The following is an 18,001-nucleotide window of genomic DNA, read 5'->3' as shown; positions in this document are numbered from 1 at the left end:
GTGCCAGCGAGGCAGTCACCGCGGAGCCTTGATTTCATTGCGTTTGTTGCGTTGCAGCACACCATGCAAGCTGTCCGCAAGCCAGGGCTGTCACGATTTGCCACAGTGACAGGTGTCACAAAATGGAACAGTTGGACGTTGGGGCGGGTGTGCGCCATTGCCTCGCACACCCCCCACCCCCATACTGTGCCAAAGCGGGGCGACCACGACCCCGCGCAGGAGACAACGTGCGACAAACCTCCCCCGTGCTGGCCTTGCGACAGGCCCGCCAACAGCTGCTGGAAACCGGCCAATGCCCTGTGGGCGTGTTGGATGAACGCTTGGCGCGCTCCTGGCACCGCAGCCTGGCCGCGGGCCTGGCGCCCGCCGGCCGCGCGGCCACCGACCATGCGGGCCATGCCAGCCTGCGCCAGGCGCTGGCCAACAGCCACGCGCTGCTGGCCCATTCGCGCCCGGTGATGGAATATGTGTTCGAGCAAGTGCGCCACAGCCAGAGCGTGGTGGTGCTGGCTGACCAGCACGGCATGCTCATGCACACGCTGGGCGACGTGAGCTTTGTGGGCAAGGCCGAGCGCGTGGCGCTGACCAGCGGCGCCTCGTGGCACGAAGCGCATCGCGGCACCAACGCCATCGGCACCGCACTGGTGGAGCGCAGTGCGGTAGAGATCCACGGTGGTGAACACTTTCTGGAGCGCAACGGCTTTCTCACCTGCGCGGCCTCGCCCATCCTCTCCGCCACGGGCGAACTCATGGGCGTACTCGATATCTCGGGCGACCACCGCCATGGCCATGGTCACACGCTGGGTCTGGCGAGTACCGCCGCCCGCATGATCGAAAACCGGCTTATGGTGGCCACCTGCAAACGCAATATCCGCCTGCACCTGCACGTCCAGCCCGAGGGCATTGGCAGCGTGGCTGAAGGCATCGTTGCGCTGTCGGATGATGGCTGGGTGGTGGGCGCCAACCGCGTGGGGCTGGCGCTGCTGCGCCTGAACACCGGCGACATTGGCGCCACGCTGTTGGAGCGTGTGCTTGATGTGCGGCTGGACGATTTGCTGTCGCGCCACAAACGCCGCCCCCAGCAGGTGCAGCAGCTGCGCCTGCACAACGGTGCGGTGCTGTTTGCGCAGCTGCAGGTGGATGCCTCGGTGCTACCGGTTGTCAGCCTGTCTTCACCGACCTCAGCCCACGCCAGCCAGAGCGATGCCCTGACCGCGCTGGACACGGGCGACGCCCGCTGGCGCAGCGCGGCGGACAAGGCGCGCCGCGTGGTGGCCAAACCCATTCCCGTGCTCATCCAGGGCGAGTCCGGCGTGGGCAAGGAGCTTTTTGCCCGCGCCCTGCACGCCAGCGGCCCGCGCCGCACAGGGCCCTTTGTGGCCATCAACTGCGGTGCGATTCCCGAAAGCCTCATCGAGTCCGAGCTGTTTGGCTACGTGGCCGGTGCCTTCACCGGCGCGCGCAAAGAAGGCAGCCTGGGCCGCCTGCGTGAGGCCGAGGGCGGCACGCTGTTTCTGGACGAGATTGGCGACATGCCTCTGCCCATGCAGACGCGGCTGCTGCGTGTGCTGCAGGAGCGCACCGTCACGCCGGTGGGCGCGGGCAAGGCCGTGCCAGTGGACTTCGCGCTGGTCTGCGCCACGCACAGCAAGCTGGCCGAGGCGGCCGAGCGCGGCACCTTCCGCCAGGATTTGTACTACCGCATCAACGGTCTCACCGTGCAATTGCCGGCGCTGCGCGAGCGCAGCGACTTTGTGGCGCTGACCGAGCGCCTACTGGCCGACCTGAGCCCGGAGCGCGAGGTGCAACTGGCGTCCGAACTGTTGGCCCGCCTGAGCGCCTTTGCCTGGCCCGGCAACTTGCGCCAGTACGCCAGCGTGCTGCGCACCGCCTGCGCCATGCTGCTGGACGGCGAGGACACGCTGGACTGGACCCATATGCCCGACGATTTGGTGGACACACTGAAGGTGGGAGATGCCGTGAAGACGGCGCCCATGGAGCCCGCTGCCGCTCAGGCCCCGCAAAGCCTGCAGGCCTTGGGCCACGCCGCCATCCAGCAGGCGCTGGAGGCTGCGCGCGGTAATGTGTCGCTGGCGGCCCGTCAGTTGGGCATCAGCCGGCAGACGCTGTACCGCAAGCTGCGCACATGAATCGCTATTATTTTGATAGCTGCTGGCGCAAATAATACGTGGGCTAGAGGCCAATTTGGCACTCAAGCGGGCTAGGTCTTGGCGCCCGCCTTGATCAGCGCAGCCCGCACCTCTTGTTGATCGCCGAAGGTGGCGAGGAGTAGCGCGTTGATGCTTCTTTGTCCAGGGTCGACCGCATTAGGGCTCGCACCCGCCTTGAGCAGCGGGCCCACGGCGGCGCTGTTGTAGTGCTTGATGGCGTCGATCAGCGCTGCGTCGAGTTCCTTGCGCCCTGAGAAGGCGTTGGAGTCGAGGCGGAACTGGACTTGGCCTGCGCAATGGGCGCGCACTGCCTCACCCAAGGAGCCCACCCGGTCGCACGGGTCCATCAGATTCCCGGCTTGGGGGTTGGCAGCGCGCAGCGCCAGTTGCAAACCCATGTAGTTGCCGTTCGACGCAACCGTCGTGTCATCCGAGAGCAGCAGGGTGGAGTGCCCATCGGCGTTCGCCGTCTGCACCACCAACTGCAAGCGCACATCCTGGTCGCCGGCAAGGTTCTGTGGCAGGGTGAGTTGCAGGGTGCCATCGCTACGCAGGGCCACGGGGTCTTTGGCCAGATCGACCGCCCAGGGCAAGGGCTCGCTGCGTGCCAAGATGCTGGTGCTGCCATCGCTGGCGGCCTGGCTCAGCACCAGACGAATGCTTTCCACCCGGCAGTCGGCCGCCGCTTTACAGGCATTCGCGGGCGCCAGCGCTAGCTCTTGAATGCGCATGCGCAACGCCCCCTGGGTTACCTGTGCCTGGCCTTGCAGGTGCACGCGCAAGCGCCCATCGTCGAGTAACCAGTTGCTGAGCAGCACTGCAAACTCCGGTGTGCGCACGCGCGTGCTCAGGCGCCAGGAGGCATCGGTTTCGTCCGCGCCCCGCGTGCGTTCTACCCCCGCCACCGACGCGTCATCGACTGCCACGCTGTCCTCTGCCATGGTCATGACTGGCCAGTTCTCGGGCTGTTCCTCTGGCGACCACATGGGCGAGAGCGCACTCCACGCGACCCAGCCCACCACCGAGAGCGACAGCGCGATCGCGCCGCGCCGCGCCCAGCGAAGGCCACTTCGGACGCGTGCCGGCGACGGAAGCCTAGACGCGTAGTCCGGCTCTGGCAGGTCCGAATCAGGCAGGTCCGAAGGTGACGGGGCGTCAGTATCTGGGTGTAGCGATTCCGAGGCTTCGTCATCACTGTTTAGGCCGGTTCCGCGGGACGTTTCGGCGTCGGTTTCAATATGAAAAGGCCATGCCTCGTCCTCTCCCCGGAGCACCAGGGAAACGTACCAATAGTCGTCTTCTGAACCTGGCAGATCAGTGGGAAGGGTGAATTCGGCCGTGACGGCCTGCACCATGAGCTCGCCGTCCACCATCGTGGGGACCGGGCTGGCCATAAATTTGCGCTCCCAGATGCACCCAAAGCCGCTCATGTCTTCGCTTGGCGAATCGATGGTCACCAGCAGTGTCCAGACCTGCGCCTTCAGCGGTCGTGTCAGGTTGAAGGTTGCCATCGTGGGCACGCCGTGGGGCACCGGGTCCTGTGAGAGGTGCAGCGTGACGCCATTGCCGCGCAGGCGGCTGAGCCAGAGCATCAGGGCTCCGGCGGCAATCCCTATGCCCGCGAGCGCCGCCAAGCCCTTGAACCATTCAGCGGTTTCTGGGTAGGGCATGAGCAGCCCCCAGACCAGCGCGTTCCAGGCGATGGCGATCACAGTCACTATCGGGGCGCCATTGCCTGGCGAGTTTTCTGGGTGGGGCATCGTATTTTTAGGTAAACACAGCGTTCGCTCAGGGCGCTGCGCGCTTATTCCACAGGCGTCAGCAGCGGCTTCAAATACCGCCCCGTGTGGCTGTCCGGATTCGCTGCAATGTCTTCCGGCGTGCCCACGCCCACCACCCTGCCGCCACCCGCGCCGCCCTCAGGCCCAATGTCGATCAACCAGTCGGCGGTTTTGATCACGTCCAGGTTGTGTTCGATGATGACGATGGTGTTGCCCGCGTCGCGCAGTTGGTGCAGCACCTTGAGCAGCAGCGCAATGTCGGCAAAGTGCAGGCCGGTAGTCGGCTCGTCCAGGATGTAGAGCGTGCGGCCGGTGTCGCGCTTGCTGAGCTCCAGCGCCAGCTTCACGCGCTGCGCCTCCCCGCCCGACAGCGTGGTGGCGGCCTGGCCCAGGCGGATGTAGGACAGGCCCACGTCCAGCAGGGTTTGCAGCTTGCGTGCGATGGTGGGTACGGCCTGCAGAAACTCGTAGGCGGCCTCCACCGTCATGTCCAGAATCTGCGCGATGTTCTTGCCCTTGTAGAGCACCTCCAGCGTCTCGCGGTTGTAGCGCTGGCCCGCGCATACGTCGCAGGGCACGTACACATCGGGCAAAAAGTGCATCTCCACCTTCACCATGCCATCGCCTTGGCAGGCCTCGCAGCGACCGCCGGCCACGTTGAAGCTGAAGCGGCCCGGGCCATAGCCGCGTTCGCGTGCCGTGGGTACCTCGGCCATCAGTTCGCGGATGGGCGTGAACAGGCCTGTGTAGGTGGCAGGGTTGCTGCGTGGGGTGCGGCCAATCGGTGACTGGTCGACGTTGATGACCTTGTCGAAGTACTGGATGCCGTCGATGCTCTCGTGCGTGGCGGGTTCGTCGTGCGCGCGGTAGAGCTGGCGCGCCACGGCGGCGTATAGCGTGTCGTTCACCAGCGTGCTCTTGCCCGAGCCGGACACACCGGTCACGCAGGTGAGCAGGCCCACGGGAAAGTCCACGTCCACACCTTTGAGGTTGTGGCCGCTGGCACCCACCACGCGTATGGCTTGCATATTGCCCTGCGTGGCAATGTGGTGCGCCTGGCGCTCGGCCCATGCCAGTGCGGCCTTGCTGGGTGCGCCCTTGCCGCTGCCTTTGGCCACGGGTTTGGCTTCGGCCACCACGGGCAGCCAGGGCGTGCGGCGCTTGGGCACTTCAATCTGCAGCGTCTTGGCCAGGTACTGGCCGGTCAGCGAGTCGGGGTGCGCCTTCACTTCGTCAAACGTACCCTGGGCGATCACGCGCCCGCCATGCACGCCAGCGCCCAGGCCCATGTCGATCACATGGTCGGCGGCGCGCATCATGTCTTCGTCGTGCTCCACCACCAGCACGCTGTTGCCAATGTCGCGCAGGTGTTGCAGCGTGCCGATGAGGCGGTCGTTGTCGCGCTGGTGCAGGCCGATGCTGGGCTCGTCGAGCACGTACATCACGCCGGTCAGGCCGGAGCCGATTTGTGATGCGAGGCGGATGCGTTGGCTCTCGCCGCCGCTTAGTGTTTCGGCGCTGCGGTCCAGGCTCAGGTAGTTCAGGCCCACGTCGTTCAAGAACTTCAGGCGCAGGCCAATTTCGCGGATCACCTTGGACGCGATCTCGCCCCGCGCGCCGGGCATTTGCAGCGTGTTGAAGTACTCAAAACTTTCGCGCAGCGTGGCGTGGCTGATTTCAAAAATGGCTCGGGCCTGGTCACCTTCGCCGACCTTCACGTGGCGCGCTTCCTTGCGCAGGCGCGAGCCAAAGCAGTCGGGGCAGGGCTGGGTGCTGCGCAGGCGGCCCAGGTCTTCACGCACCAGGGCCGAGTCGGTTTCGCGGTAGCGCCGCTGCATATTGGGGATGATGCCCTCGAAGGCGTGTTTCTTGGTGACCTTCTTGCCCTGCGAGGCGCCCGAGTCCATGATGTAGCTGAACTTGATTTCTTCTTCGCCCGAGCCGTGCAGGATGGCGTGTTGCACGGTGTCGGGCAGGCTGTCGAAGCCGGCCTCGATGTCGAACGCGTAGTGCTTGGCCAGGCTCTCCAGCATGCTGAAGTAGTAGCCGTTGCGCCGGTCCCAGCCCTTGATAGCGCCGCTGGCCAGGCTCAGCGTGGGGAAGGCGACCACGCGCGTGGGGTCGAAAAACTCGTGGTTGCCCAGCCCGTCGCAGGTGGGGCAGGCGCCCACGGGCGAGTTGAAGGAGAACAGGCGCGGCTCCAGCTCGCTGATGGAGTAGCTGCAGATGGGGCAGGCGAATTTGGCGTTGAATAAGTGCTCTTTAGGCCTCTGGCCCTCGTCGCTATTGCGCGAGGCGCTATCAATATCGGAGTCCTTGGGTGCATCCATTTCCAGCGCAATGGCCCGGCCATTGGCCAGGCGCAGCGCGGCCTCAAAGCTTTCGGCCAGACGCTGCTTCAGGTCGGCGCGCACCTTGATGCGGTCCACCACCACATCGATGTCGTGCTTCTCGGTCTTCTTGAGCTTGGGCAGGTTCTCGGCCTCGTAGGCCTCACCGTTGATGCGGAAACGCACATAACCCTGGGCCTGCATGTCGGCAAACACATCCAGAAACTCGCCTTTTTTCTCGCGCGCCAGCGGTGCCAGGATCATGAGGCGCGTGTCTTCGGGCAGGGCCAGCACGGCGTCCACCATCTGGCTGACCGTCTGGCTTTGCAGCGGCAGGTTGTGGTCCGGGCAAAACGGCGTGCCCGCGCGGGCAAACAGCAGGCGCAGGTAGTCGTGGATCTCGGTCACCGTGCCCACGGTGGAGCGCGGGTTGTGGCTGGTGGCCTTCTGCTCGATGGAGATGGCGGGCGATAGGCCCTCGATCATGTCCACATCGGGCTTATCCATCAGCTGCAAAAACTGGCGCGCGTAGGTGCTCAGGCTCTCTACATAACGGCGCTGGCCTTCGGCATACAGCGTGTCAAACGCCAGACTGGACTTGCCCGACCCCGACAAGCCCGTGATCACCACCAGCTGGTTGCGCGGGATGTCCAGGTCGATGTTCTTCAGGTTGTGGGTGCGGGCACCCCGCACGCTGATGTTTTGCTGCTGCAGGGCCCGGGCAAGGTACTTGCCATCCTCGTGGGCCGCCAGGGAGTTGCCGTCGTCAGTAGGAGAGTTCAAGTTCGTGGCCGCCAAAAGAGTAACCCGCCATGATAGACAATGTCGGGTTGCGGTGTCACTTCCCGGTTTCTGCCGCCTTTATTGCCTGAGAGTGACTGCCGTGTCCGCCCCCTCCGTTCCCGATACCACGATGACGCCGCTGGAGCGTCGTTCCAGTGCCTCACTTGCACTGATTTTTGCCCTGCGCATGCTGGGGCTGTTTTTGGTGTTGCCCGTGTTTGCCCTGGAAGCGCACAAATACCCCGGGGGTGATGACGCGGCGCTGGTCGGCATGGCCATGGGCATTTACGGACTGACCCAGGGCCTGTTGCAAATTCCGTTTGGCATGGCCTCCGATCGCTTGGGGCGCAAGCCGGTCATGGTGTTGGGCTTGGTGATTTTTGCGGCGGGCAGCGCCATGGCGGCCTGGGCACCCACGCTGCCGTGGTTGGTGGCCGGGCGCGCCTTGCAAGGGGCGGGTGCCATCTCGGCCGCGGTGACAGCCTTGCTGGCGGACCAGACGCGCGACGTGGTGCGCACCAAGGCGATGGCACTGGTGGGCGCCAGCATCGGACTCGTGTTTGCGCTCTCTCTCGTTCTATCGCCCCTGTTGGCGGCCTACTTGGGCTTGCATGGCCTGTTTGCCATGACTGCGACCCTGGCCTTGGGGGGCATTGCGGTGGTGCTGTGGTGGGTGCCGCCCGAACCCGCACAGCATGTAGACCAGGCGCGCGGTGGTTTGTTGTCTGTGCTGGGCCACCCGGCGTTGCTGCGCCTGAATGTTGGGGTATTTGTGTTGCACGCAGTGCAGTTGGCCATGTGGGTGGCGCTGCCAGGCATGTTGGTGCAGGCCGGGCTGGTGCGTGATCTCCACTGGCAGGTGTATCTGCCAGCGGTGCTGGCATCGTTTGTGGTGATGGGCGCGGCCTTGTTCCCGTTGGAAAAAAGAGGCTACCTGCGCGCCGTATTTTTGGCGTCCATTGGACTGATTGGGCTGGTGCAGTTGGCGCTGTTGGCCGTCAGTAGCAGCGGTGCAGCACCGGGCGTCTGGATGCTGGGGCTGCTGCTGCTGCTGTTCTTTTGCGGCTTCAATGTGCTGGAGGCCAGCCAGCCCAGCCTGGCTTCGCGCGTGGCACCTGCTGCCTCCCGCGGCGCGGCGCTGGGGGTGTACAACACCTTGCAGTCGCTGGGCTTTTTTGCCGGTGGTGCGGTGGGGGGCTGGCTGGTCCAATCCGCCGGGCCACAGGCCCTGTTTGCCTGCTGCGCAGTGGCCATGCTGGCTTGGTTGGTGGTGGCCTGGCCCATGCAGGCCCCGGCACCCCGGGCGGCGGCATAATCTGCGATTAATCTGGAGAAAACCATGGCATCCGTCAACAAAGTCATTCTGGTCGGCAACTGCGGTCGCGACCCTGAAATCCGCTATCTGCCCTCTGGCCAGGCTGTGGCGAACGTCAGCGTGGCCACCAGCAGCCGCCGCAAGGACCGCAACACCGGTGAGACGGTGGAAGACACCCAGTGGCACCGCGTGACCTTTTATGACCGCCTGGCCGAGATCGCTGGTGAATACGTGAAAAAAGGCCGCCCCATCTACGTGGAAGGTCGACTCAAGTACGGCAAGTACACCGACCAGTCGGGTATTGAGAAGAACACCGTGGACATTGTGGCTACCGAGCTGCAACTGCTGGGCGGCCGTGAAGGCATGGGTGGCCCGTCCGATGGCGGCGATGAAGGCGGTGCACCGTCCCCCCGCCGCATGGCACCTCCCGCAGCCCGCCCTGCGGCTGCCGCACCGGCTCCGCGCCAGGCGCCCGCGCCGCGGCCTGCGAGTGGCTTTGACGACATGGACGACGACATTCCGTTCTGACCCGGAACCGGGCAAAGAAAAAGCGACCCTCGGGTCGCTTTTTTCATGGGGAGGCCGTGGCTTAGAAGGTTCGGCCTTTGGTCACGGTTTCGCGAACAATCTTCCAGCTGTCGCCCACGCGTGTGAGGGACAGGGTCTTTTCCACGCTGTCGCGGTAGTCGACCGAGCCGTATTCCTGTTTGAATGACACTTCAGCGGTTTTGGCGTCGCAAGCCAGGGGTTTGATGTCGCTGATGGTGGTCTGGATGTCGCCCTGCTTGCCAATGCGTTTTTTGCGCAGATTTTCCCAGGCGTTGCGGCTCAGGCCCATCGCGGGGATGAAGTTGTCGGCGTAATGCCCCAAATAGCTGTTCGCATCCTTGGAGTTCCAGGCGGCCAGCCAGGTTTGCACCGCCGAGGGGGTCTGGGAGCAGGCTTGGGTCACGGGGTCGGGTTTGGGCACGGCAGGGGCGGGGGCCACCACCACAGGCGCGGGCAGTGGTGTCAGCGGAGCGGGTTTGGGGCTCGCTACGGGCACAGGAGTTTTTTCGATGGAGGGCAGGGTGTGGCTGCTGCACTCCATCAGGTCGTCCTGGTCTTCGGTGCCGCCGGCGGTGCTGGGCAGGTCGGTGGACAAGGGGCGCAATTGCAGGGCTTGCAGCAGCGAGCCGGACGATGCCAGTACACGCGCATGCGAGAGTTGCAGGTCGTATTCGGCGTTGGCCAGTGCACGGCGCGCCTGGTAGTACTCGTTTTCGGTGTCCAGCAGGTCCAGTAGTGAGCGTTGGCCAATGTCGAACTGCTGTTGGTAAGCCACGCGGGCTTTGGATGTTGAAAGCTCGTGCTGTTGTAGCAGCTTGATTTGTGAGCCCAGGCGTACGGAGTCGTTGTAGGCAATCTGGCCGGTTTGCCAGACATCGCGGCAGGCCTTGTCCCGCAGGTCAAAGGCCACATTCAGTTTGGAGGCGTATTGCTTGACCTTGGCGATGTCCGAGCCGCCGCGGAAGAGGTTGTAGCTCAGTACCAGTTCCAGCACGGAGTCGCGGTAGTCACCGGTCACGCCACTCTGGTTGGTTTCAAAACTCTGGCGGGCACGAAATTCCAGTGTCGGGTAGAGCGGGGATTTGCGCAGGTTCATGTCGGCGCGGTAGGCGCGCAGGGTGGAGACCGAGGCCAGAAAGTCCGGGTTTTGGGCCACTGCGCCGCGCAAAAACTCGATGCCCTGAGGCATGGCGCCCACCAGCGGCTGCGGGGGGCTGAGGGTAGCTGCAGGAATGTCGCCCACCAGGCGCTGGTAACGGGCTGAGACGTCATGCAGGTTGCTGACTTCGGTAATCCAGTTGGATTCAGCCAATGCCATGCGGCCCGAGGCTTGTTCCAGATCCACACGTCGGCCCACGCCGGCCTGGACTTTTTGGTTCAACCGGTCGTAGACCTCGCGGTGGGTCAACAGGTTGTCTGCCGCCATCTCTACCAGTTCCCGGTAACGAATCACATCCAGATAGGCACGGGCCGTTTCCAGGCCGGTTTGGTTGCTGACCGATTGCAATTCATAGTAAGTTGTTTGCTGTGCGTGACTCAAGCGCCGTACTTCGTTCAGGGTAGCAAAGCCGTCGAACAGGGTTTGGCGTAGCAGGATGCTGGCACGGTTGGCGCTGTAGGACTTGGCGTCTGCCAGCGATGGTTTGACGGTTTCATTGGCCGAGGTACCTGCTTCCAGGTCCACCCGGGGTAGCCACGCACCTTCTGCCGACTTGCGTTCTTGCTGCGAGGCTTCGAAATTGTGAAAACGGTACTTCACTTCAGGGTTCTGAAGGATGGCGCGCTCCACCGCATCTTTGAGCGTAGTGGGCGATGCGAGTGGGTTTGCCGTTTGGGCATGGGCGCCCCAGGTGAGCGCGATAAGCGCAATGGCTTGGCTGATGGTCGTCAGTCGGGTCATGGATAGAAACTTCTTGGGTTCCAAGCGTGCCATGCTTGTGTGGAGAGAGATGCGCTATGCTAATCTTTTGCACAACGCCTGCCTTGTGATTATCGGGGTGCCCTTGTTTTTGGGCACCCTTTGATTCACTTTCCAAGGTGGAAAACCCGGCCTAAATGCGATGAATTTCACGTTATCCGGATTTTTTTCGGTGGTACCCAGACTCTCATGAGTGGAGTCGCACGCCGTCGCATGACAGGTATGGCTTCGCTGCATGGGGTGCTGGCGGTTTTGTGCTGCCTGGCATTGCTAGTGGGTGTGGCGAATGGTGCCGCCGACTTTGACCGCTTGTTGTCCAGTCTGACCCAGCGCTGGGGCAATGCACCCACTGCAAAGTTCAATGCGTGGCGATCAGTGGTGCAGGCCGGCATGGCCGCTTCCGACTCTGAGCGGATCAAGCGGGTGAACGGTTTTTTTAACCAGCAGCTTCAGTTTGCAGATGACAACGTGGTGTGGTCACAGCCCGATTACTGGGCGACGCCCATGGAGTCGATTGGGCGTGGTTCTGGCGATTGTGAGGACTTCTCGATTGCTAAGTATTTCACTTTATTACAGACCGGGGTCGCCCCGGAGAAGCTGCGCCTGATTTATGTGCGAGCAAAAACAGGTAGCGCAGAAGGGGCTCCGACGCAGGCGCATATGGTGTTGGCTTACTACGCCCAGCCGGATGTCGAGCCCTTGATCATGGACAACCTGATTCCTGATATCCGTCCCGCATCGCGCAGGCCCGATTTGGTGCCAGTGTTCAGCTTCAACAGCGCGGGGGTGTTTGCTGGCATTGCCGGAGGCGAGTCGGCGGCAGCGGGTGGCACGGGGCGTTTGTCGCGTTGGGAAGATTTGCTGCGGCGTGCCAAAGCAGAAGGTTTTGAATAAGTCGTTGGCAAGAGGAGATTGTTATGTCGATGTACCGTCAGTTGTGGTTGGCCATTGTGGCCAGTATGTTGTTGGCTTTGGGTGGCAGTTTGTTGGCATCTTTGCTCAGTGCGCGGGGTTATCTGGAGTCACAGCTGTCCATCAAGAACACGGACAACGCGACAGCGCTGGCACTTTCGCTGAGTCAGGGCAATCCGGATGCGGTGATGGCGGATTTGGTGGTTGCGTCGCTATTCGACAGCGGTCACTATGAGTTGATACGCATCACGGACCCCACTGGCAATGCGATTGCCGAGCGCATCAGTGATGCCAAGGATGCTGGTGCGCCGAAGTGGTTCATCCATTTGTTGCCCATTGCAGCGACCCCCGGGCAGGCACAGATCAGCAGTGGCTGGAAGCAGTTTGGTACGGTGACGTTGGTGAGCCACAGCCGGTTTGCGTATGGGGCGTTGTGGAAGAGTGCTTATGAGATGGTGGTGGCACTAATGCTTGCAGGGCTGGTCGGGGGGTACCTTGGGGCGCTGGTATTGCGGCGCTTGCGGGGGCCCCTGGATGCAGTGATTGCGCAGGCAGATGCAATCACTCAGCGTCGGTTCATGACGATTGATTTACCGACTGTCCCGGAGTTACGACAGTTGGCTGTCGCGATGAATGCCACGGTGGGGCGTTTGAAGTCGATGTTCGAAGAAGAGGCGGGACGCTTGGAGTCGGTGCGTCGGGAGGCGAATTGTGATGCATTGACCGGCTTGGCAAATCGGTCGCATTTTCTTGCGCGATTTCGTCAAGCCCTGGATTCCGAAGAGGCAGATGGGGGCGGGCTCATCTTGCTGCGTTTACATGACCTTGTCGCTATTAATCGTGATTTAGGCCGCTCCGCTACAGATGATTTTCTGTGCCAAATTGGAGGAGTTTTTCTGTCAATTGAGACGTCTGCAGGGGCGATTGCCGCACGGTTGAATGGTGCTGATTTCGCATTGCTGCTTCCACCCTCCGTACAGGGCCGTTCACTCGCCCAAACCCTGTTGCTACAGGTAGAGCATGTGACACAAGCATTTGGACAAGGTGAGCGGCCGGTCAACGTCGGTTACGGGAGTTTTCGCCATGGTGCCGATTTAGGGGGCGTGTTGGCCCGGGTGGATGCTGCCTTGGCCGCCTGCGAAGCTACGAGTGGCAGTGACATTTGTGAGGCAGTGCAGGAGGAGGGAGATGAGATGCCTCGCACTGCAGAGCAATGGGCCGTGTTGATTCGACGGGCGTTGGAGCGGGGCTGGGTACGTCTGATTTCGTTTCCTGTCATTGATGCGGCTGGTCGGATGTCACATCGGGAGTGTCCTTTGCGTTTGATGTTTGATGAAAAAGGAGAGTGGCTGCCCGCGGGGAAATTCCTTCCTGTGGCCCAACGCTTGAAGTTGACGCCTGCGCTGGACTTGGCTGCTGTAGGAATGGGCCTGCAAGATTTGCGGGCGAATCCTGATTTGCCAGGATTGGCGATCAACCTTTCGCCCAGCTCGGTGGTGGAGCCAGAGTTTCGTGCCAATTTGATTGAGCTGTTGTCAAAACATACGCTGGAAACTGGTCGGCTATGGTTGGAAGTCGCGGAGGCGGGGGCGGTGGCTGATATAGATAGCTTCCGCGCTCTGTGTGGTGAGCTGAAGCCGTTTGGATGCCGATTGGGGCTGGAGCACTTTGGACACCATTTCAGTCAGATTGGTCAGTTGCACGACATTGGGCTGGATTACCTCAAAGTAGATGCAAGTTTTGTGCGGGGTATCGATACCAATGCGGGAAACGCTGCCTTTCTGAAAGGACTGTGTAATATCGCCCATGCCATTGATTTGCTTGTGTTTGCGGAAGGGGTGACTACCGCCCAAGAGCTGTCTTTGTTATCAATATTGGGTTTTGATGGCGCGACTGGACCTGCTGTTAGAGACCCCGTGGTAGGACACGGGGCTCCGCCGCGCAATTAGGCTTAGTCGGTAATCAGCTTGCCCTTGGACAGCAGGTCCGCCACGATCTGCTGGTCATTAGAGAAGCTGCCAACCAAGTTGACCCCTTGCAGTGTGATGACCTGGTCTTGCTTAGATTCCTGGTACCCCCCGGCAAACTGTCCCGCACTGCTGATGTGTGCAATGGTGTTACCCCCGACATACTCGAAGTGCAGATAGTTCGCCAAGTTGCCTGTATCCAGGCCTGTGTGGACTTCTGCGGTCAACAGGTCGCGCAAGTCAAGAATGTCGCCGTTGCTACTCACGGGGGCCACGTCAAAGCCGATGATGGTGTCAGATGCTGCGGAAGCCCCTGTGGTGCCTCTGTCGGATAGCTGCCACTTGAATGTGTCTACAAGTCCATCGGTCAACGCTGTGGTGCCACCATACAAGGTGTCATTTCCAGCGCCACCATTAATCAGATCGGCACCGGCATCACCCCGAATCGTGTCATTCCCCTCATTGCCTCGCAGTTCGTCATTGCCCGCGCCGCCTTGGATATCATCATTGCCGGCACCGCCTTCCACGTAGTCTTTACCGCTGCCGCCGAGCACAATGTCATTGCCCTCGTTGCCGTACAACTGATCGTCGTCAGCACCACCGTCAATCGTATCAACGCCTGTGCCGCCTTTGATGATGTCGCCGCCCGAACCACCATTGAGCGTGTCATTGCCCTCGAATCCTGACAGGGCGTCGTTGCCTGTAGTGCCAGTCAATGTGTCTGCGCCTGTAGTTCCCTGAACTTCGTTGGTAACAATATGCAGTGTCAGACTGGAGGATGAGGAGTCACCCTGGTCATCTGTCAGTGTGTAGCCAATGGTTTGGTCGGGGATGTTGCTAGCAGCGCTGTTGAGGTTCACTGCGTTGAAGCGCACTCCGTCGATCATGACGCTGGCGTTGCTGTTGGGTTCGATGCGGATACTGCCGATACTGCTCCAGGTGCTGGGCAGCGTGACATAACCTTCGCTTGTGATGGCGATTTGTCCCAATAGATTGCCGGCAATGTCGTATACCGTTACTGCGATGGCCGTGCCTGTGCCCAGGTTGCTGTTGCCTGCGTTGATGTTCAGTTGCAGATTCGTGACCCCTTGGGCGTAGGTGGCACGGTTAAACGTAATCAACAAAGTCTCAAGGTTGTCCACCCGCTGGTTACTGCCGCCCCCACTGATGCCAACTCCAGGAGAGCCTCCGTAGTTGATGGTCCCATCCGGGGCGTTGATGTTTCCTGTGCGCGTGACACCCTGTAGGGTCACGCCAGAGGCTGTCGGATCGCTCTCGAAGCCCACCGTTTGTTGTGCGCCCGTGGTGGGTGCCGTGGTTTGTGAGGCCGGAGGCGTGTACTTGTAGTACCCGTCGCTATGGAACACCAAGGTGGATCCATCTGTGGAGCTTGTCCAAGTCAGCTCATTGGCTGCATTGACACTGTAACTTCCACCCCCAAGAGTGCCAGAGCTCGGCGTTGTCAGGTTAAAAGTCGCTCCGTTGAACGTAATGGATGTGACTTTGGCATTGTCTACCGTGTTGTCGGCGCCTGCTCCCAGGTTGAATACTGTGACTGCTTGTCCTGCGCCGTCAGTCCCGGTTGCGGTGACTACATTGCCTTCAAAGAATGTGTTCTTCAGAAACAATGTGTCGCGGTCTGCGCTGGCCACCGGTCGACCATTGATGATTTTGATACTCTCGACTGCACTAGCAACGTCGCCATCACGGTCCACCACGCTGAAGCCGATGTCAATTTGGTCGCCACTGCTCGCCGCACCTTGTGTGTAGTAGGAGTAATCACCGTTTTCAAAGTTGAAAACAAGCGTACCTTTGGTGAATCCCAGCGCAGAGTTTAGTGTCAGCAAAGTGGCGTTCAAAGTCACAGTGGTGTGAACACCTGTGCGATAAAACTCGTCGTAAGTGATCTGGTTTGTTCCGTTGAAGGTAAAGCGTACGGTTGTGTCTGCCACTGCGTCAGCATCATTGCTGTCGAGCACTACGTCGATGTAGCGAACATAGCCGCCATCTGCGCCAATCTTCACATAGGGGTTGCCGCCGGTCGTCCCCACGTTGCCACCAAAGCTCGGGGGAATGGTTGCGGTGAGAGCCGCCGAGAGCTGATTCAGGTCGTTCACCAGAATGGCGGAATCCTTTGTATTGCTCTCGTCTGCATCTACGTTGTGAATGCTGTCCAGAGGCGCCGTATTGCTGATGCCGCCACCAATGCCGATAGCGTAAGACTGAACGGAAGGGTTGTTGGTCAGGAACTGGGAGTAACTGACGGGGTTGGCGGGCGCATTGGTCTCTGTTGTCGGGGTGAGCGTGCCGCTTCCGCCCACGTTCGTGGTGGGGACGCCATCGGAGACGAAGTACGCAATATTGGTCTTGCTGGTGTCGATGGTGCCGAACATGTCTTGAATTTTGTACAAACCATCCTCATAGTTTGTCGATCCACCAGATGCGGGAATTGCGTTGATGGCAGCAATCGCTTCCGCCTTCGTGGTCAGCAATGTAGTGCCGGCGGTGGCAGTTCCAGAAAAATACCCAACCTTCACAGTCACGTTGGCAGACTCATCGTAGTATTTACTCACCATGTCAATGAGTGCTTGTTTCGCGACAGCCAATCGGTTGGAAATGGTTGCGTCGCCGTTTGCATCCACAACGCGTACGGCACCACCGTCTCCGGTGTTGATCATGCTGCCAGAGACATCCAGCATCAAAATCAGGTTGTAGTTCGTGGCTGCACCACTTTGCGGAACCTCCACGGTATGTGACTGTACCGATGGGGCGTCGTCCACGATGGTGACCTGTAAATTTGCAGACCCACCCGTGCGCGTGTAGGTGAACTGTTCCACCAGATTCAAAGGCGTAGCGCCTGAAGCGCTGTCGTTATCCACGTTGTCCGAGAGTGTGTAGGTGTAGCTGCCAGTGGTCCGGTCAACGACCAAGGTGCCATAGGGTGTTGTCGCGGTGTAGGTGTTCCCTACAAGGGTGACTGTGGTGCCAGTGGGGCCGGTAATGGCGGTAATGTTGCCACTCAACCCCACATCATTGGTCCACAAGCTGCCGCTGGCGCTACTGACACCTGCGCCGCTACCGGTGCTCAATGCCGACTCATTGACGCTCGCCAAGTCATCGCGTGCGTTGTAGGCGGCGAGGCTGACCGAGCCTGTGCTGGTTTGGCCGTCTTGGTCTGTCAGCGTGTAGCTGAAAGAGCCAGACCCCGCTGCTGCCGGTGTGTAGGTATAAGTTTGGGTCGCCGAGTTGTAGGTCAAGCCTGTTGGGAGTGCGCCATTGGCGGTGATCGTGGCGCTGTCGAGCAGAAGGTCATTTGCCATCAAGTCCGCACGCGTGAACGTAATTGTTTGTCCTACCAGCGCCTGATAGGCGTCATTGGTGGCGACTGGTGCGCCGTCGTTGACTGGCGACACGGTGATGGTTGCTGTCGCCGTGTTGTTTGATACCAAGCCCGCGTTGTCCTTGCTCGTGTACGTGAAGGCGGTGGATCCGTTCCAATCCGATGACGGCATAAAGTAAAAGGTGCGTGCGTTGGCGCTGGCTGTGTAGTCGACGCCCGTTGCTGCCAATTGGGTCATCGCTGCATCTAGGTACAGACGGCCGTTGACGGGCAAACTTGCCAGAGTGAAGACACCAATAGTTCCGTCTATGTCACTTCCCGTAACAGTGACCAGAATGGCCGTGTCCTCGCTTCCGCTTGCCGTGGCATTGTTCACCACGGGGGCATCATTTACAGGAACCACTGTGACCGTGGTGGTCGCCGTATTGGAGTTTGTGGTTCCATCCGTCACAACTACGGTGATATTGCGGGCTGTGGAACTCGGGTTCTCCTGGGTGTTGGAGAACGTGATAGATCGCAAGGCGGCCTGATAGTTCGCGAGCGAGCTTGAGCCTGTCAGCGTGATGACATTCCCGACTATGGATGCGGTGATGCCTGCTGACAACACGCCGACGGTTAGCACGTCACCTGCTTGTGCGTTGGTCAGTGTAATGGTCGCGCCGGCCATTGCGGTGGAGTCAGCGTCTGTGATGACGATGTCCGTGTCGGCGATCGCCACTGCTGCACCTCCTTCTGTGAAGGTCGTGAGGTAGTTCGTTCCCGTGGTTGTACTGTTGTTGCTGTCTAGATCCAGGGTCGGCGGAGCGTCATTGTTGAGTATGGAGCCCGAGCCGGTGTCGCCGGTGGAGACCAGGGGGTTGGAAGAGGAGCCTGCGCCCAGGATGACGGACTCGGTGGACTCGGTGAGCACGTCATCGATGACGGCCACGCGCACC

9 protein-coding genes are annotated in these 18,001 nt (G+C 61.0%); 5 read left to right on the top strand and 4 right to left on the bottom strand.

The genetic code is table 11. The features are described from left to right. Nucleotides 1-227: 227 nt before the first annotated feature. Nucleotides 228-2,150: a sigma-54-dependent Fis family transcriptional regulator gene (locus AC097A_RS12835; RefSeq protein ID WP_479621136.1), complete on the top strand. Its 1,923-nt coding sequence runs from the start codon at nucleotides 228-230 to the stop codon at nucleotides 2,148-2,150. Between the two features lie 71 nt (nucleotides 2,151-2,221). Here AC097A_RS12835 and AC097A_RS12830 read toward each other — a convergent pair whose 3' ends face one another. Together AC097A_RS12830 and uvrA are read right to left on the bottom strand one after the other, a co-directional pair. After that, nucleotides 2,222-3,883 carry a hypothetical protein gene (locus tag AC097A_RS12830; protein ID WP_479621135.1) on the bottom strand — a complete coding sequence of 554 codons (1,662 nt, stop codon included), beginning with the start codon at nucleotides 3,881-3,883 and terminating at the stop codon, nucleotides 2,222-2,224. Between the two features lie 92 nt (nucleotides 3,884-3,975). Beyond that, on the bottom strand, nucleotides 3,976-7,065 hold the full coding sequence (gene uvrA / locus AC097A_RS12825) for an excinuclease ABC subunit UvrA (protein WP_479621134.1): 3,090 nt from the start codon (nucleotides 7,063-7,065) through the stop codon (nucleotides 3,976-3,978). Nucleotides 7,066-7,195: 130 nt separating this feature from the next. Here uvrA and AC097A_RS12820 point away from each other — a divergent pair, with 130 nt between their 5' ends. Together AC097A_RS12820 and ssb are read left to right on the top strand one after the other, a co-directional pair. Then, complete coding sequence (locus AC097A_RS12820; RefSeq protein WP_479621285.1) at nucleotides 7,196-8,380, top strand: MFS transporter; 1,185 nt, start codon at nucleotides 7,196-7,198, stop codon at nucleotides 8,378-8,380. Between the two features lie 24 nt (nucleotides 8,381-8,404). Next, on the top strand, nucleotides 8,405-8,908 hold the full coding sequence (gene ssb, locus AC097A_RS12815; RefSeq protein WP_479621133.1) for a single-stranded DNA-binding protein: 504 nt from the start codon (nucleotides 8,405-8,407) through the stop codon (nucleotides 8,906-8,908). A 61-nt stretch (nucleotides 8,909-8,969) separates the two neighbouring features. Here the strand turns inward: ssb and AC097A_RS12810 are convergent, their stop codons facing one another. Next, nucleotides 8,970-10,829: a TolC family outer membrane protein gene (locus AC097A_RS12810; RefSeq protein ID WP_479621132.1), complete on the bottom strand. Its 1,860-nt coding sequence runs from the start codon at nucleotides 10,827-10,829 to the stop codon at nucleotides 8,970-8,972. A 240-nt stretch (nucleotides 10,830-11,069) separates the two neighbouring features. Between AC097A_RS12810 and AC097A_RS12805 the strand changes: the two genes are divergently transcribed. Continuing rightward, entirely contained in the window at nucleotides 11,070-11,741 is a 672-nt protein-coding gene (locus AC097A_RS12805) for a transglutaminase-like cysteine peptidase (protein ID WP_479621131.1), read from the top strand. 23 nt (nucleotides 11,742-11,764) lie between these two features. Further along, nucleotides 11,765-13,708 carry an EAL domain-containing protein gene (locus AC097A_RS12800; protein ID WP_479621130.1) on the top strand — a complete coding sequence of 648 codons (1,944 nt, stop codon included), beginning with the start codon at nucleotides 11,765-11,767 and terminating at the stop codon, nucleotides 13,706-13,708. Nucleotides 13,709-13,710: 2 nt separating this feature from the next. Here AC097A_RS12800 and AC097A_RS12795 read toward each other — a convergent pair whose 3' ends face one another. Continuing rightward, nucleotides 13,711-17,994, bottom strand: coding sequence for a beta strand repeat-containing protein (locus AC097A_RS12795; RefSeq protein ID WP_479621129.1), 4,284 nt, complete (start codon nucleotides 17,992-17,994; stop codon nucleotides 13,711-13,713). Nucleotides 17,995-18,001: the final 7 nt, after the last annotated feature.

This window comes from Rhodoferax sp. XS2R6 (genome assembly GCF_056521365.1).
This window is presented reverse-complemented; position numbering and strand designations above follow the sequence as displayed.

What these genes read in the sequence shown, in the direction of transcription:
- AC097A_RS12810 (WP_479621132.1), bottom strand. Translation starts at nt 10,829, where the DNA reads ATGACCCGACTGACGACCATCAGCCAAGCCATTGCGCTTATCGCGCTC.
- AC097A_RS12800 (WP_479621130.1), top strand. Translation starts at nt 11,765, where the DNA reads ATGTCGATGTACCGTCAGTTGTGGTTGGCCATTGTGGCCAGTATGTTG.
- AC097A_RS12820 (WP_479621285.1), top strand. Translation starts at nt 7,196, where the DNA reads ATGACGCCGCTGGAGCGTCGTTCCAGTGCCTCACTTGCACTGATTTTT.
- AC097A_RS12805 (WP_479621131.1), top strand. Translation starts at nt 11,070, where the DNA reads ATGGCTTCGCTGCATGGGGTGCTGGCGGTTTTGTGCTGCCTGGCATTG.
- ssb (WP_479621133.1), top strand. Translation starts at nt 8,405, where the DNA reads ATGGCATCCGTCAACAAAGTCATTCTGGTCGGCAACTGCGGTCGCGAC.